This window comes from Limnohabitans sp. 2KL-51 (assembly GCF_003063645.1).
Classification (GTDB): Bacteria; Pseudomonadota; Gammaproteobacteria; order Burkholderiales; family Burkholderiaceae_C; genus Limnohabitans_A.
In genome coordinates this window covers 1-15,855 of sequence record NZ_NESJ01000014.1, presented here as the reverse complement: position 1 = coordinate 15,855, position 15,855 = coordinate 1, and the positions used below count along the sequence as shown (strand labels likewise).

Annotated in this window: 18 protein-coding genes; 7 read left to right on the top strand and 11 right to left on the bottom strand. The window is 59.4% G+C overall.

The features are described 5' to 3' along the window. Window positions 1-32: 32 nt before the first annotated feature. The 3 genes from erpA to rplM form a co-directional block, all read right to left on the bottom strand. Entirely contained in the window at window positions 33-398 is a 366-nt protein-coding gene (erpA, locus tag B9Z49_RS15015; RefSeq protein WP_108354256.1) for an iron-sulfur cluster insertion protein ErpA, read from the bottom strand. A 167-nt stretch (window positions 399-565) separates the two neighbouring features. Beyond that, window positions 566-958, bottom strand: coding sequence for a 30S ribosomal protein S9 (gene rpsI, locus B9Z49_RS15010; RefSeq protein WP_108354255.1), 393 nt, complete (start codon window positions 956-958; stop codon window positions 566-568). Window positions 959-969: 11 nt separating this feature from the next. Next, window positions 970-1,401, bottom strand: a complete 432-nt coding sequence (gene rplM, locus B9Z49_RS15005; protein WP_108354254.1) for a 50S ribosomal protein L13 — start codon at window positions 1,399-1,401, stop codon at window positions 970-972. A gap of 197 nt (window positions 1,402-1,598) precedes the next feature. Between rplM and B9Z49_RS15000 the strand changes: the two genes are divergently transcribed. The 6 genes from B9Z49_RS15000 (at window position 1,599) to B9Z49_RS14975 (ending at window position 6,586) form a co-directional block, all read left to right on the top strand. Then, window positions 1,599-2,486: a 23S rRNA (adenine(2030)-N(6))-methyltransferase RlmJ gene (locus B9Z49_RS15000; RefSeq protein WP_108354253.1), complete on the top strand. Its 888-nt coding sequence runs from the start codon at window positions 1,599-1,601 to the stop codon at window positions 2,484-2,486. Window positions 2,487-2,661: 175 nt separating this feature from the next. Beyond that, window positions 2,662-3,693 (top strand): 1,2-phenylacetyl-CoA epoxidase subunit PaaA, encoded by a 1,032-nt coding sequence (gene paaA, locus B9Z49_RS14995; protein WP_108354252.1) that lies wholly within the window; start codon window positions 2,662-2,664, stop codon window positions 3,691-3,693. After that, a complete protein-coding gene (gene paaB, locus B9Z49_RS14990) occupies window positions 3,690-3,986 on the top strand; it encodes a 1,2-phenylacetyl-CoA epoxidase subunit PaaB (protein ID WP_108354251.1) in 297 nt (98 codons plus the stop codon). The genes paaA and paaB overlap by 4 nt, the downstream gene beginning before the upstream one ends. Before the next feature lie 131 nt (window positions 3,987-4,117). After that, window positions 4,118-4,900 carry a 1,2-phenylacetyl-CoA epoxidase subunit PaaC gene (gene paaC / locus B9Z49_RS14985; protein ID WP_108354250.1) on the top strand — a complete coding sequence of 261 codons (783 nt, stop codon included), beginning with the start codon at window positions 4,118-4,120 and terminating at the stop codon, window positions 4,898-4,900. 9 nt (window positions 4,901-4,909) lie between these two features. Further along, complete coding sequence (gene paaD, locus B9Z49_RS14980; protein ID WP_108354249.1) at window positions 4,910-5,446, top strand: 1,2-phenylacetyl-CoA epoxidase subunit PaaD; 537 nt, start codon at window positions 4,910-4,912, stop codon at window positions 5,444-5,446. A gap of 36 nt (window positions 5,447-5,482) precedes the next feature. Next, complete coding sequence (locus B9Z49_RS14975; RefSeq protein WP_108354248.1) at window positions 5,483-6,586, top strand: 2Fe-2S iron-sulfur cluster-binding protein; 1,104 nt, start codon at window positions 5,483-5,485, stop codon at window positions 6,584-6,586. Window positions 6,587-6,792: 206 nt separating this feature from the next. Here B9Z49_RS14975 and B9Z49_RS14970 read toward each other — a convergent pair whose 3' ends face one another. Beyond that, window positions 6,793-8,637, bottom strand: coding sequence for an ABC transporter ATP-binding protein/permease (locus B9Z49_RS14970; RefSeq protein ID WP_108354247.1), 1,845 nt, complete (start codon window positions 8,635-8,637; stop codon window positions 6,793-6,795). A 40-nt stretch (window positions 8,638-8,677) separates the two neighbouring features. On the opposite strand from B9Z49_RS14970, the gene B9Z49_RS14965 reads away from it, so the two are divergent. Next, the gene (locus B9Z49_RS14965) at window positions 8,678-9,088 is read left to right on the top strand and encodes an acyl-CoA thioesterase (RefSeq protein WP_108354246.1); all 411 of its coding nucleotides are present in this window, start codon (window positions 8,678-8,680) and stop codon (window positions 9,086-9,088) included. A gap of 13 nt (window positions 9,089-9,101) precedes the next feature. Here B9Z49_RS14965 and B9Z49_RS14960 read toward each other — a convergent pair whose 3' ends face one another. The 7 genes from B9Z49_RS14960 to B9Z49_RS14930 all read right to left on the bottom strand — a co-directional run bounded on the left by B9Z49_RS14960 (window position 9,102) and on the right by B9Z49_RS14930 (window position 15,699). Next, window positions 9,102-9,584: a thioesterase family protein gene (locus B9Z49_RS14960; protein WP_108354245.1), complete on the bottom strand. Its 483-nt coding sequence runs from the start codon at window positions 9,582-9,584 to the stop codon at window positions 9,102-9,104. Window positions 9,585-9,628: 44 nt separating this feature from the next. Beyond that, window positions 9,629-10,393, bottom strand: coding sequence for an enoyl-CoA hydratase (locus B9Z49_RS14955; protein WP_108354244.1), 765 nt, complete (start codon window positions 10,391-10,393; stop codon window positions 9,629-9,631). Between the two features lie 21 nt (window positions 10,394-10,414). After that, window positions 10,415-10,858 carry a DUF2147 domain-containing protein gene (locus B9Z49_RS14950; RefSeq protein ID WP_199225075.1) on the bottom strand — a complete coding sequence of 148 codons (444 nt, stop codon included), beginning with the start codon at window positions 10,856-10,858 and terminating at the stop codon, window positions 10,415-10,417. A gap of 19 nt (window positions 10,859-10,877) precedes the next feature. Continuing rightward, window positions 10,878-12,689, bottom strand: coding sequence for an acyl-CoA dehydrogenase C-terminal domain-containing protein (locus tag B9Z49_RS14945; RefSeq protein WP_108354243.1), 1,812 nt, complete (start codon window positions 12,687-12,689; stop codon window positions 10,878-10,880). A 45-nt stretch (window positions 12,690-12,734) separates the two neighbouring features. Continuing rightward, on the bottom strand, window positions 12,735-13,481 hold the full coding sequence (locus tag B9Z49_RS14940) for a TetR/AcrR family transcriptional regulator (RefSeq protein WP_108354242.1): 747 nt from the start codon (window positions 13,479-13,481) through the stop codon (window positions 12,735-12,737). Between the two features lie 154 nt (window positions 13,482-13,635). Next, window positions 13,636-14,175: a shikimate kinase gene (locus B9Z49_RS14935; RefSeq protein WP_108354241.1), complete on the bottom strand. Its 540-nt coding sequence runs from the start codon at window positions 14,173-14,175 to the stop codon at window positions 13,636-13,638. Window positions 14,176-14,316: 141 nt separating this feature from the next. Further along, window positions 14,317-15,699 carry a type IV pilus secretin PilQ gene (locus tag B9Z49_RS14930; protein WP_108354240.1) on the bottom strand — a complete coding sequence of 461 codons (1,383 nt, stop codon included), beginning with the start codon at window positions 15,697-15,699 and terminating at the stop codon, window positions 14,317-14,319. Window positions 15,700-15,855 lie beyond the last annotated feature (156 nt).

The following is a 15,855-nucleotide window of genomic DNA, read 5'->3' as shown; positions in this document are numbered from 1 at the left end:
GAATGGCCAGCCATGCTGGCCCAACCCGCAAATCAGGTCGAGAAGGAAGAGCCGCAACCACAAGTGGATGTGGCGTTAGGGTTCTTGATCACAAACTGTGCACCTTGCAGGTCTTCTTTGTAATCGATCTCGGCACCGGTAAGGTACTGGTAGCTCATGGCATCGATCAGAAGGGACACCCCGTTTTTGCTCATGGTGGTGTCGTCTTCGTTGGTGATTTCATCGAAAGTGAAACCATACGAAAAACCCGAGCAACCGCCGCCTTGCACAAACACGCGCAATTTCAAATCTGGGTTGCCTTCTTCGGCGATCAGGTCAGCCACCTTGGCGGCCGCGCTGTCGGTGAAGACAATCGGGTCGGGCATGACAGTTTGGATATTTTCAGCAACAGCGCTCATGGTGTTTCTCCGGTTCATTGCCAAATAGTATAGCGCGCTGGTCGGGAATTACAGACTGTTCCGAGCAGTAACGCTACTGGCCTCATGGGCTTTTCACTCGACAAGCGGCCAAACAAAAAGCCGCCACGGCGAACCGGGCGGCTTTTTGACGAAGCAGGAAAAGCGGATTAACGCTTGGAGAACTGCTTGCGGCGACGAGCACCGTGCAGACCGACCTTTTTACGTTCAACTTCACGGGCGTCGCGTGTGACGAAACCAGCTTGGCTCAGCATAGGCTTTAGCGTTGCGTCGTAGTCAATCAGGGCGCGGGTGATGCCGTGGCGCGAAGCACCGGCTTGACCGGATTCGCCACCTCCGTGCACGTTGATCATGATGTCGAAAGTTTCGGCATGGTTGGTCAACATGAGGGGTTGCTTGGCGATCATGATCGAAGTCTCGCGGCCGAAGTAGGCTTGGATGTCCTTGCCGTTGACCGTGATCTTGCCAGTGCCTTTTTTCAGAAACACGCGGGCGACGCTGGATTTGCGACGGCCTGTGCCATTGTTCCATTCACCAATCATCTCAAGGCTCCTTAGATGTCCAGCACTTTAGGCTGTTGGGCGGTGTGTGGGTGCTCAGCGCCACCGTACACCTTGAGTTTTTTGATCATGGCGTAACCGAGTGGGCCCTTGGGCAACATGCCCTTGACAGCCTTCTCGAGTGCGCGGCCAGGGTGCTTGGCTTGCATGTCGCGGAAGTTGGTGGCAGTGATGCCACCTGGGTAGCCGGAATGGCGGTAATAAATCTTGTCCGTCGTCTTGGCGCCCGTTACTTTGAGCTGGGCTGCATTGATGATGACGATGAAGTCACCGGTGTCGACGTGAGGCGTGTAAATGGCCTTGTGTTTGCCGCGCAAACGGAGAGCAACTTCGCTGGCTACTCGTCCGAGGACCTTGTTGGTCGCGTCAATCACAAACCACTCGTGCACGACCTCAGCGGGTTTGGCGCTGAAAGTTGTTGTCATGAGTTTTCTCTTTAAAAGAAAGGTTTGGCGGGTCCTTTTCCACGGTCGGTGCTCCTCTTTTGGGAGCCTCTTAGGTGGGAATTTGCTTATGCCTTACGGCGGTTGGCGTCTTCGCCGCGGGACCACTGAATCGCTGCGAAGCCTTCTATTATACGAAAAATCAAGGACTTGCGCGCGCAATTGGTTACCATCAAGGGATGTTCAGTTACCGACACGCTTTTCACGCGGGCAACCATGCCGATGTGCTCAAACACATCACCTTGCTCGCCACGATGCGCCACCTCATGCAAAAAGAGGCCGGCATCACCCTAATTGACACCCATGCCGGGGCTGGTTTGTACCGCCTGGATGGTGATTATTCGCAAAAAGGGGCAGAAGCCGAAGACGGTCTTTTCAAGCTTTTGGCTGCCGCCGAAAAGCTCGACACCCTGCCTGAGCCCGTGCAGGATTACCTAGAACAAATTGCCAGTTTCAACCCCAACGGGCAAGCCAAAATTTACCCCGGCTCGCCGTTTTTGATGCACAAACTCATGCGCCATGAATCGCGTGACCGCTTGCGGCTGTTTGAGCTGCACCCCACCGACAGCAAAGCACTGACCGCCAACATCGCACAACTCGAAGCCGGCCGCACCATCACCGTCAGCCGCGAAGACGGCTTTGAGGCGCTCAAAAAAATCCTGCCACCCCCGCCCTCGGCCACCGGCTCAAAGCGGGCCATGGTGCTGATCGACCCCAGCTACGAGATCAAATCGGATTACAGCAAGGTCGCCAGCGTCATTCAGGAATACCTCAAGCGCTTTTCGACCGGCACGTATCTGGTCTGGTACCCGATCATCCCGCGCCCCGAAGCGCACGACTTGCCCAAACGCCTGCGCACCTTGGCCAACCAGTCCCAAAAGCCTTGGCTCAACGCCACACTGGCAATTGGGCGAGGTCCAGGCGACGAAGGCGGCCTGGTGGCCAGCGGCATGTTCGTCATCAACCCGCCCTTCACGCTGAAAGACCAGATCCGCAAGGCTCTGGACATGGTGGGACCTGCTCTGGCGCGTGGGTCAGGCAAAAACTGGGCGGTGGAGTCGACTTGAGTAGCGTTGAGAGTTGAATACTGGGCCTACACGCTGCACGCTTCATGCTGAACGCCAAAAATAAGTGTAAACCCTGATCATGGGTGAAGCAAATTAACCGACCGAACGGTCGGTTAATGGGTATACTGGCATCTGCGCCGCGATCATTCCATCCTGTTTGGCGCAGGAGAAACCCATGTACACGCAATCATTCAGCGTCCCGGACGGTTCCGACGACGCCAAGTCGGTCGGTCTGAAAGCCGTCCCCAAAGCCTTGAGCGCACAAGACACCGCCCTGCAAGCGGCCTTTGACGCCCGCATCGATGCCGATGGCCGCATCGAACCTCGCGAGTGGATGCCTGAGGCCTATCGCAAAACCCTTGTGCGCCAGATCAGCCAGCATGCCCACAGCGAAATTGTCGGCATGCTGCCCGAAGCCAACTGGATCAGCCGAGCCCCCAGCTTGAAGCGCAAAACGATTTTGATCGCCAAGGTGCAAGACGAAGCCGGTCACGGCCTGTACCTTTACAGCGCCGCCGAGACCCTGGGCACCAGCCGCGATCAGATGCTGGACGGCCTGCACACGGGCAAAGCCAAATACAGCTCCATATTCAACTACCCCACGCTCAACTGGGCCGATGTCGGCGTGGTCGGCTGGCTGGTCGATGGCGCCGCCATCATGAACCAGGTACCCCTGTGCCGCTGCTCTTATGGCCCTTACGCCCGCGCCATGGTGCGCGTGTGCAAAGAAGAAAGCTTCCACCAGCGCCAAGGCTTCGAAGCGCTGTTGGTGATGATGCAAGGCACGGCCGAGCAAAAAGCCATGGTGCAAGATGCCGTGAACCGCTGGTGGTGGAAGTGCCTGGCCATGTTTGGCCCGCCTGATGCCGACAGCCCCAACAGCGCGCAAGGCATGCGCTGGGGCATCAAGCTCATCAGCAACGACGACTTGCGCCAAAAATTTGTAGACGCCACCGTGCCACAAGCCAAGGTGCTGGGTGTGACCTTGCCCGACCCCGACTTGAAGTGGAACGAGGCGCGTGGTCAACACGACTACGGCCAGATCGACTGGGACGAGTTCTGGGCCACGGTGAACGGCAACGGCCCTTGTAACAAAGAACGCCTGGGCGCCCGCGTCAAGGCTTGGAACGACGGAGGCTGGGTGCGCGAAGCGGCTCTAGCCCACGCCAAAAAGCAACAGCAACGTCAGATGAAGGAAGCTGCATGAGCACCGCCGCATTGAAAGAATGGCCCCTTTGGGAAGTTTTTGTTCGCTCCAAGCAAGGTCTTGAGCACAAGCACTGCGGTAGCCTGCACGCATCAGACTCCGAGCACGCCCTGCAAATGGCACGCGATGTCTACACCCGCCGCCAGGAAGGCGTGAGCATCTGGGTGGTGCCCTCGGCCAACATCTCGGCCAGTGAGCCCAACGACAAGCCCGAGTTCTTCGACCCGGCCAGCGACAAGGTGTACCGCCACCCTACCTTCTACCAAATCCCCGACGAAGTCGGACACATGTGAACGGTTAATGTGAACGGTTAAGGCGAAGACTTCATGCAGCGTTGCAGCGGCTCGCCATACGCTTCACCTGAATCACCGTCTTCGCTTTGTCTTCGCCGCCAAGCCTTGCCTGAAACCTTCTCGCTACGCCTATGAATGCCCCAACTGAATATCTTTTGCACCTCGCAGACAACGCGCTGATCCTCGGTCAGCGCAACGCCGAATGGTGCGGCCACGGCCCCATCCTCGAAGAGGACATCGCGCTGTCCAACAACAGCCTGGACCTGATCGGCCAAGCCCGCATGTTGTACCAGCACGCGGCAGAGACGCAAGGCGGCGGTGCCACTGAAGACACGCTGGCGTATTTCCGCGATGTGCCCGATTTCCGCAACTACACCTTGTGCGAATTGCCGCACACGCCCTTGATGTCTGCCACAGCTCAGGGCGACCGCGATTTCGCCATGACCATGGCGCGCAACTTTCTGTACAGCAGCCTGATGGTGCTGGTCTGGGACCAGTTGCAAAACTCCAAAGATGCACAACTGGCCGCCATTGCAGCCAAGTCACTCAAGGAAGTGCGATACCACTTGCGCCATTCGCGCGACTGGCTGGTGCGTCTGGGCGATGGCACCGACGAGTCCCACGCCAAAGCACAAGCGGCCCTTGACCAATTAATCCCCTTCACACAAGAATTCTGGGCTGTCAGTCCGCACGAAGCCGCCGCGCTGGCCAACGGCACGGGCATCGACATGGCCGCCTTGCAAAACGACTGGAACCAGATCGTGAACGAGGCCTTGCAAGAGGCTACCTTGAAGCGTCCAGCCGACGGCGGCTTTGTGCCCACGGGCAAGCAAGGCATCCACTCCGAGCACCTGGGTTTCGTGTTGGCCGAGATGCAAAGCCTGGCCCGCAGCCACCCACAAGCCACCTGGTAAGTTCAAGCCATGTCCTCCCTCACTTCGCTGCCCAGCGCCACCGATGTGGCCCGCGCCTGGGTCCTGCTCGACGCATTGACCGACCCGGAAATCCCAGTGGTCTCCTTGCGCGAGCTGGGCATCTTGCGCGATGTGCGCGCGGGAGACGCGGGGCTCGAAGTGGTCATCACGCCCACCTACAGTGGGTGCCCAGCCATGGGTCAGATCGAGGACGATGTAAAAGCCCTGTTGCAAGCCCACGGCCTGCAAGGCCACGTGGTCACGCAACTGGCCCCGGCCTGGACCACCGATTGGATGAGTGAAACCGCCAAAGACAAACTGCGCGCTTATGGCATAGCCCCACCGCATGCCTGCGCCAGCAGCGGCACAGGGGCGGCCAGCGTGGTGCAGTTTGCAGCGCGCGGGGCCAAACCCGAAGTGGTGAACTGCCCACAGTGCGGCTCGGCCAACACCACAGAAACCTCCCATTTCGGCTCTACCGCATGCAAAGCCCTTTACCGGTGTCTGGCCTGTATGGAGCCCTTCGATTACTTCAAACCTTACTGAGCGGCCCCAAGCCACCCAGCTCCAGAGTCTCAAGCCATGTCCGCTCCCAGATTTCATGACCTCCCGATCGCACGCATCAACCCGGAAGCGGCAGGCGCCGTGGCCATCACGATGAACGTCCCCGCCGATCTGCGCAGCAGTTTCGACTTCCAGCCGGGCCAGTTTCTGACCTTGCGCGCCGACATTGTTGGCGCCGATGTGCGACGCAGCTATTCCATCAGCTCGGCCCGCAGCCAATTGCAAAAACATGGCCTACTCGAAGTGGGCATTCGCCCCGTGGAAGGTGGCGTGTTCTCCAACTGGGCCGCCACCCAACTCAAGGCAGGCGACACCTTGCGCGTAATGCCGCCCGATGGCCGCTTTGTGGTGCAGCGCCCCCGAGCGATTCACCGCGTGGGCTTTGCCGCAGGCTCGGGCATCACGCCCATCCTGTCCATCTTGTCGAGCACGCTGGAAGAGCAACCCGACAGCAAATTCACCTTGGTCTATGGCAACCGGCGCATGGACAGCGTGATGTTCAATGAAGCGCTGCAAGACCTGAAAGACCGCTACCCCTCACGTCTGACGCTGATCCATATCCTGTCGCGCCAGGCCCAAGAAGTGCCTTTGCTGGAAGGCCGCATTGATGCCGCCAAAGTTCAGGCCATCATCGACGCCTTTTTGCCGGTAGGCAGCATGGACGAGGTCTTTGTGTGCGGCCCCGAAGCCATGATCGAAGCCACCGAACAAGCGCTGCTCACGGCTGGCGTGAAAGCCGAGCGCATACGGACCGAGCGCTTCAGCTCAACCACGCTCGATGCGCTGCCACCCGAAGCCCGCGCCCAAGCCGTGCTAGGCCACTCCGCCACGCGCGAGCAGGGCGAAGTGGAGCTCACCGTGGTGCTGGACGGCAAGCCTTACAACATGCCGATGAACCGCAACGAGAAGATCCTGGACATCGCCTTGTCACTGGGTCTGGACCTGCCCTACTCCTGCAAAGCAGGGGTTTGCTGCACATGCCGCTGCAAAGTCATGGAAGGCACGACCGAAATGGAAAAGAACTTTACGCTTGAAAAGCCCGAAGTTGAACAAGGCTTCATCCTGTCCTGCCAAGCGCGACCCACCAGCGAGCGCGTGGTGATCAGTTTCGACGAGCGCTAAAACCCGCGCAGCAAGACCGCCATGGTCGCTGCGCAAAACGAGACTTGTCGGACTTGAAGGACCGATCTACGAAACCATCCCTCGTAGGTCGGGCCTTTATGGTCCGACGGCCATCTTTTCACGAAGTGTCATTTTCCAGAGGTGGTGGTGCACAACGTCGGCCCTGAAGGCCCGACCTACAGGACAACCCGCAAGCCAACCCGGGTTCACTCGCTGGACTGCTGCATCGCCCACATGCTGGCATAGCGGCCTTGTTGGGCCAGCAACTCGGCATGGTTGCCGCGCTCGATGATTTGCCCGGCCTCCATCACCAAAATCTCGTGCGCATCGACCACCGTCGACAAGCGGTGCGCGATCACCAAGGTGGTTTTGTTTTGCGCCACGCTGGCCAGCTCAGACTGGATGGCGCGTTCATTGGCCGAGTCCAGCGCCGAGGTAGCTTCATCAAACACCAGAATCGGTGGGTCCTTGAGCAAGGTGCGGGCGATGGCCACGCGCTGCTTTTCGCCACCCGACAATTTCAGACCGCGCTCGCCCACCGAGGATTGGTAGCCCTTGGGCGTGGAAGCAATGAAATCGTGGATGCGGGCCGAACGCGCTGCCCCCTCAATCTCGGTCTGGCTGGCCCCGGGACGGCCATAGGCGATGTTGTAGGCCACGCTGTCGTTGAACAGCACCGTGTCTTGTGGCACGATGCCCAAGGCCTGGCGCACGCTCGACTGCGTGACGTGGCGGATGTCCTGGCCCGCGATGCAGATGTTGCCTTGCTGCACGTCGTAAAAGCGGAACATCAAGCGCGCCAGGGTGGACTTGCCCGAGCCCGAAGGGCCGACCACCGCCACGGTTTTGCCGGCCGGAATCGTGAAGCTGATGTCTTTCAAAATCGGGCGATCAAGCTCATAAGCAAACGACACGCGGTCAAACACCACATCGGGTGCGCCTTGCAAGGCCAAGGCGTGGGCACCCGGCGCATCGGCCACTTCGCGCTCGCGGTCCATCAGCACAAACATCTTGTCCAGATCGGTCAGGCTTTGCTTGATCTCGCGGTAAAGGACGCCCAAAAAGTTGAGTGGAATGTAGAGCTGGATCATGAAGGCGTTGATCATGACCAAATCGCCCAAAGTCATGCGCCCGGCCACCACGCCTTCGGTGGCACGCCAGAGCATGGCTACCAAGGCAGACGCAATGATGAGCTGCTGCCCGGTGTTGAGCACCGACAAAGAGGTTTGTGCCTTCAGACGCGACAAGCGCAGGCGCTCGAGGCTTTCGTCGTAGCGACCCGCCTCGAATCGCTCATTGCCAAAATATTTGACGGTTTCGTAGTTCAAGAGCGAGTCAACCGCTCGCGTATGGGCAGCCGAATCGAACTCATTGGCCTGCTTGCGGAACTGGGTGCGCCATTCGGTCACGCGAACGGTGAAGAAAATATAAAACACCAAGGCTGTCAACGTGATGCCTGCAAACCAAGCGTCGAACTTGACGGCCAAAATGGTCAGCACCAAGCCCACCTCAATCAAGGTCGGTATGACGCTGTAAAGCGAATACGAAATCAGCGACTCGATGCCGCGCACGCCTCGCTCGATGTCGCGCGTCATGCCGCCGGTCTGCCGCGCCAGATGAAAGCGCAGACTTAAAGCGTGCAAGTGCTCGAAGGTTTCCAGGGCGATGCTGCGCGAAGCGCCTTGGGTTGCTTTGGCAAACACCAATTCGCGCAATTCGGTGAAGGCCGAGGTCAGCAAACGCAAAGCGCCATAAGCCACCAGCAGCGCCACCGGCACGACCAACACCGCTTGCGCATCGCCAGGCTTGAGGCTCATGGCGTCCACCAACTCCTTGAGCAGCAGGGGCACACTGACGTTGGCCAGCTTGGCACACAACATCAGGCTCAGGGCAATCACCACGCGCCATTTGTATTGCCACAGGTAAGGCAAAAGGCGCGAGAGGGTTTTCCAATCACTGCCTGCTGGCGGCTGGGCGGCCTTGCCGGGAGCTTGACCGGGCAGAGGTGAGTGGGGAGAAGCAGAAGCGGCAGGTTCGCCGTGGTGGCGCATAAAGGACAATCCAGTTCAACGATAACCACCGATTGTGCCCATGTCTGAAACCCAACGCCCCAACACCGTGTCTTTGCCCACTGACCAGGAGCTGGTCCTCAAAGTCATCCCCATGCCTGCTGACTGCAATGCCAGCGGCGACATTTTTGGCGGCTGGGTCATGGCCCAGGTGGACTTGGCCGGTGCGGTCTTGCCCGCGCGGCGCGTGCGCGGCCGCATGGTCACCGTGGCGGTGAACGAGTTCATCTTCAAGCAAGCCGTCAAGGTGGGCGACATCCTGTCTTTTTTCTCGCGCATTGTGCGCGTGGGACGCACCTCGGTCACCGTCAAGGTCGAGGTTTTTGCAGAACGTTTTCAGCTGCAAGGCCAGTACATCAAGGTCACCGAAGCGAATCTGACCTATGTGGCGGTGGACGACCAAGGCAAGCCCAGGCCCGTGCCTGCCGAATGAATCGCTGGGGCGCTCAGGACACGATGTAGGCGGCAGCGCCTGTGGACATCAAGGTCCCGTCGGGCCCACAAAACTCCATGCGAGACGACCCCAAACGCGAACCCACGCGCAAGGCGTTGGCGGTGATGGTGAAGTACTCGCCAATGCCCGGGTGCAAGTAGTCCACTCGCAAATCGATGGTTCCCAGCTTGGCAAAGCGCTCCAATCGTTTGGCGGGTGGCTCGTCCATGTGCTTGGCGGCCAGCGCCGCCATCACGGCCGCGCTGCCAATGGCGTCGAGCACAGCGCTGATGACGCCGCCGTGGATGCGGTTGTAGGCAAAGTGTCCGACCAATGCGGGCCGCATGTCGATGCGGGCCTCAACGCCCTCGGGTGTGACCTTGACGAGCTTCAAGCCCAAGGTTTTGTTGAAGACGATTTTTTCTTCGTAGATCTGGCGAAAACCTTCGATGTACTCGGGTTCCAGAACAATGGGGGTGGTTGGGAGATGGGGCATGCATGAGATTCTAGGGAAGAACCGCGTTCGGCAGCCCCAAGCCTTCAAAGTTTGGAAAAATCGGGCTTGCGCTTTTCCATGAAAGCACCAAAGGCTTCTTTGGCGGCAGGCTCGCGCAGCATGCGTCCGAAACTTTGGCCTTCTTCGTCCATCTTTTGCAGCACGGTTTGCTGATCGCCGCCCTTCATGAGCCGCTTGGTGGCGATGAGGGAGGACAAGGGCTTGGCGGCCAGCTTGCGGGCCTGCGCCTGCGCGTAGCCGTTGACTTCGGTGGGCGGCACCACGCGGTTGACCAGGCCGACTTCTTGCGCGGCTTCGGCAAAAAAGGGCTCGCCCATGAGCAGGGCTTCGGCGGCGCGGTGGTAACCGAACATGCGCGGGGCCAGCAGGCTGGACCCTGCCTCCGGGCACAGACCCAGGTTGACAAAAGGCATTGAAAAAGCGGCGTTGTCACCGGCATAGACCAAGTCGCAATGAAACAGCATGGTGGTGCCAATGCCCACCGCAGGCCCAGCCACAGCGGCGAGCAGCGGCTTTTCGAAGGTGGCGATGCCGCGCAAAAAGCGGAACACGGGCGATTCTTGCGTGCTGGGCGGCTGGTTCAAAAAGTCGCCAATGTCGTTGCCTGCACTGAAGATGCTTTCGTGCCCCTGAAACAACACCACACGAACGCTGGCATCGGCAGCGGCCTGAGCCACTGCATCGGCCATGGCCGAGTACATGGTCGAGGTGATGGAGTTCTTTTTGTCCAAACGGTTGAAGGTGATGGTCATCACCCCCGCGTCAATGTGGGTCAGGATGTCAGACATGGTATTCCTTTGGGTGTGGGTTTACTCAACCCGAATCCAGGTTTGAGTGCGCCCCAGCATGGGGGCACCAATGTAGCCGCGCACTTCCAGCTTTTTGCCGCCGTCGATCGGTGTCAGACGCAGGCTGTAGTTCTTGCCGTTCTCAGGATCGAGGATTTTCCCACCTTCCCACACAGCCTTGCCGTCGCCTTGTTGACCTCCCCGGATGATCTCTAGGCCGATCTTGGGCTTGCCTTTGCGGTCGTCTGTGCAGAGGGTACAGATGGGGTCGGTATTGGGGTTGTTTTGCAGTCCTTTTTCAACCACTCCAGACAAGCCCCCTGCCGCATTTTGGGTGATGCGGATTTCGGCTTTGGGCTGCTTGCTATCGTCGTCGATGCTGCGCCACAGGCCAACCGGGGTCATTTGCGCCTGCGCCTGCAAGGTGAACAGGCCGAGGGTCAATGCAAATATTAGCTTGATCATGTTCATTCCTTTCATTGACTTATGCCAGCGCGGCGTCAGTGTCCATCAACACATCGCTGCCTGCAAGGATGCGGCGCATCAGGCTCGAAGTCTCGGGCATCAGGCGGGTGAAGTAAAAACGCGCGGTCTGCAATTTGGCCTGGTAGAACGGATCGGGGCGCTGGGCTTCCTCTTCGGCCTCGGCCAGTTTGGCCAGCGCGATCTGCGCCGAGCGGGCCCAGAAGTAGCCCAGCACCAAGTGACCCACCACGCGCAAGTAATCCACCGCCGCAGCACCCACTTCGTCGGCGTTGCTCATGGCTTTCATGCCCACTTCGCCTGTGAGTTGCGTGAGCTTTTGACCCAGATCAGCCAGTGGTTTGATGAATTCGCCCATGGCTTCGTTGGCCATTTCGGACTTGACCAATTCCTCGACCAGTTTGCCGAACTTCTTGAGCGTGGCGCCCTGGTTGCCCAGCACTTTGCGGCCAAGCAAATCGAGTGACTGGATGGTGTTGGTGCCTTCGTAGATCATGTTGATGCGGGCATCGCGCACGAACTGCTCCATGCCCCACTCCTTGATGTAACCGTGGCCGCCAAACACCTGCTGGCAGGCCGATGTGGCTTCCCAGGCGTTGTCGGTGGTGAAGGCTTTCACGATGGGCGTGAGCAAGGCCACGACTTCGGCGGCCTCGGCACGCACAGCTTCGTCGGGATGGTTGAGTTCTTTGTCGAGCAGCAAGGCGCAGTAGCAGGCCAGGGCACGGCCACCTTCGGCATAGGCCTTGGCGGTCATGAGCATGCGGCGCACATCGGGGTGCACGATGATCGGGTCGGCGGGTTTGCCGGGAGCTTTGACGCCGGTGAGCGAGCGCATTTGCACACGGTCTTTGGCATAGGCCAGCGCATTTTGGTAAGCCACTTCGGTCAGGCCCAGGGACTGGTTGCCCACGCCCAAACGGGCGGCGTTCATCATCACGAACATGGCGGCCAGGCCCTTATGGGGCTGCCCCACCAGAGTGCCCACAGCTTCGTCCAAAACCATCTGGCAAGTGGCGTTGCCATGGATTCCCATCTTGTGCTCCAGGCCACCGCAGTAAATGCCGTTGCGCTCGCCCATGCTGCCGTCGGCTGCCAAGTTGAATTTGGGCACGATGAAGAGGCTGATGCCTTTGCTGCCGGGAGGCGCATCGGGCAAACGGGCCAGCACCAAGTGCACGATGTTCGGGGCCAGATCGTGCTCGCCTGCGCTGATGAAAATCTTCTGACCACTCAGCTTGTAAGAGCCGTCGGCTTGGGGCTCGGCCTTGGTGCGCAGCATGCCCAGATCCGTGCCGCAATGCGGCTCGGTCAAGCACATGGTGCCGGTCCATTCGCCGCTGGTCAGCTTGGGCAAGTACAGGGCTTTTTGCTCGGGCGTGCCGTGCGCGTGCAGGCACTCATACGCGCCATGGCTCAATCCCGGGTACATGGTCCAAGCTTGGTTAGACGAGTTGAGCATTTCATAAAAGCACTGGTTCACCACAAATGGCAAACCTTGCCCGCCAAACGCTGGGTCGCAGCTCAGCGAGGGCCATCCACCCGCCACATACTGCTCATAAGCAGCCTTGAAACCATCGGGGGCTTTGACCTCGTGCGTGTCGCGGTTCAGTTGGCAGCCTTGCGTGTCGCCCGAAATATTGAGGGGAAAGACCACCTCGGCGGCAAACTTGCCACCTTCTTCGAGCACCGCATTGATGGTGTCGGCATCCGTGTCGGCGTGCTTGGGCAAGGCTTTGAGTTCTGCGCTCACGTTGAGCAACTCATGCAAAACAAATTGCATGTCGCGAAGGGGCGGGGTGTAGACGGGCATGAGCGAAATCCTTGAATCGGTATTGGGGGAATAGATCAGAAAAAATCAGGCCTTGTCCGTTTTAGGGCGGGCCTTGGGCACCGACACCAACGTGGGAGACTTGGCCGCATGGACTGACGCGGAAACGAGCGGCGTGCTTGTGTCGGAACAACGAGAAAGAATGTGCTGGAAGCCTTGGCGGGCTCGGTCGGCAGCGCTGGGATTTCGCAAGAACCGGGCCTCGTAATGCAGCGCCAGAATCAAGCCATGGATCTCAAAGGCGATCTGATGGGCGTCAGACTCGCGGCTAAGTTGGCCTTCGGCCTGAGCCAGCTCCACAGCACGGCGCAAAGCGGTTTGCCAAGTAGCCCATGAAGAGGCCAGGGCATCGCGCACCGGGCCAGTGCGATCGTCAAATTCGACCGCACCACTGATGTAGATGCAGCCTGAGTCGATCTCAGCCGAGGTCTGCTCCATCCAGTTGTCAAACAGGGCCTGCAGGCGCGGCAAACCTCTGGGCTTTTGCATGGCGGCATAAAACACCTCGGCCTCAAAACGGTCGTGGTATTGGCGGATGACAGAAATCTGCAGCTCTTCGCGCGAGCCGAAGTGGGCAAATACGCCCGATTTGCTCATGCCCGTGACCTCAGCCACCGCGCCAATGGACAAGCCTTCCAGTCCGATTTGAGAGGCCAGGCCCAATGCTGCGTCAATGATCACAGTCTTCGTTTGCTGGCCTTTGATGAGCACGCGCCGACCTGCCTCTGGCGCAGGCAAGCTTTCAACTTTGGAGGGGGTTTTGTGATCGGTCATGGCGTTTCAAAAAAGAACGACCGTTCTATTTTGCATCAATTTTCCAGACACCGCGCAAGCACCCTTCCAAATCAGGGTAAATCGGGAGGCGTTGGGCGTTGAGCGGCGAACACTGGACCCGACACGTTTATAGCTAAACACTAGACACTGAACGCTACGGCCCAGCCTGATCTTTCAGCGGCAAATATCCTGCCAACTCCAGTTGCATGCAAATCATGTTGACCAGCATGGCGACCGAAGGGCGGCCGGTTTCGATGACAAAGTGCGCCGCTTCTCGGTAAAGCGGATCTCGCGCATCGAACAAGGTGCGCAAACGGCTGAGCGGATCGTCCACCTGAAGCAAAGGGCGGGCGGTGTCATGGCGCACGCGCCGAAATACATCTTCCGGAGTGGATCGCAAGTAGATCACCTGGCCACGTTCATGCATGTGCCGCCGATTGACTTCGCGCAAAACGGCACCGCCCCCCGTGGCGATCACGCCCTGATGCGTTTGCGTCAACTCGTCGATCACCTGCTGCTCCTGATTCCGGAAACTGTCCTCACCCTCGCGGGCAAAAAACTCCCGGATCGAGCAGCCCAGACGGTGCTCGATCTCATGGTCGGAATCGACAAACGGCTGGCCAAGACGGCGCGCCAACTGGCGGCCAATGGTGGTTTTGCCCGAACCGGGAAGGCCCACAAAGATGATGCTCAAAGGAAGTCTCTTGCAGAAAAAATCAGCGTCAGCCCCCAAGCCTGGGGCCTGGGGTTCGCGGCCTGCCAGTGTATTCGACGTGGTTGGGGGCCTTGCCACCGAGCTGCCCCACGAACAGCCTCAGACAGACCCCCGCTGACCTCAGGGCGGCACTGCTGCAGGACCATCGGCCATGACGCGGGGCGTCAAAAAAATCAGCAACTCGCTTTTGCGCTGCGCCTGGTCGCGGTTCTTGAACAACCAGCCCAAACCCGGCACATCCCCCAAGCCGGGCACCTTGGCTTCGTTGTTGCGGTCGGTCTCTTCGTAAATACCGCCCAGCACCACGGTACCGCCGTCCTCCACCCGCACCTGGGTCTTGACGTGTTTGGTGTTGATGGCAAAACCGGCCGGGGTGATCTGCCCCACGCTGTCGCGGTTGACGTCCACTTCCAACACCACCGAGCCGTCGGGGGTGATCTGCGGCGTCACCTCCAATTTCAGGTTGGCCTTGCGAAAAGTAATCGAGGTCGCGCCACTGGCCGATGCGGTCTGGTAAGGCAATTCGGTCCCTTGCTCGATCAAGGCCTTGGTTTGGTCGGCTGTGACCACCCGGGGGCGCGAGACCACCTTGCCCCGGCCATCGGCTTCCAGTGCGGAGATTTCCACGTTGATGAACCGATCAGCCGCCGCGTTGAACAAGGACACCGCAAAACTGGCAGGCGTGTTCAATGTCTGCCCCGCCGAGCCGGCAGGCAACTTGACCTGGTTGCCGGTCACCACCCCCGCGCCTGTCTCAGCATTGCCCGCCCCCAAAGCCAATGTGTTGGCCCGCTGGTTCACACGCAAGGGCACCGCAAAGCCAGCCCCCAATCGCACGCCCAGCGATTGTCCGAACTGGTCATCGGCCTCGACAATACGGGCCTCAATAAGCACCTGGCGCACGGGAATGTCCAGCTGGCCCAACAGTTTTTGCACCTCGAGCAGACGCTGGGGCAGGTCGGAGACGAACAGCTGGTTGGTGCGCGGCTCGGCCAGCACGCTGCCCCGGCTGCTGAGCCAGCGGCCACCACCACCCGATCCGGCCCCTTGCAAGCGCTGAGCGACATCCGTGGCCCGGGCATACTGCAAACGCATGCTCATCGTCTGCACCGGGCTCACGGACTCCAGCGCGGCTTGGGCTTCAAGTTGCATTTTTTCGCGCTGAGCCCATTCACCCTGCGGAGCCACCCACAGCACACGCCCATCCAGACGCGAGGCCAACCCCTTGGACTGCAACACAATTTGCAAAGCCTGCGGCCAGGGCACGTCGGTCAGGCGCACCGTCACCTGGCCTTTCACGCTGTCGGTGGCCACCAAGTTCAAACCGGTGAACTCGGCAAATACCTGCAGCAAGGTGGTGATCTCGACATTCTGGAAATTCAGGCTGATGGGCCGAAGATCATCGGCAGAGCCCGAAGCGAGGGCACTCTTCAAAGCTGGAGGCTCACTCCAAATCTTCGGGCTTGCCTGCTGAGGGGTTTGCGCCTCCACACCAGACGCCATGCAAAAGCTCAAACAACACTGTGCGACATCACTAGTGTCCCAACGTTTGCCATCAGACTTAACGTAACCCCATGATTTATTTAAATAAATCTGACTTTTTCCTTGTCCACGATTTGAATCGTTTTCCGGACTTGGGGCATGCTCGGCGGATCTCAT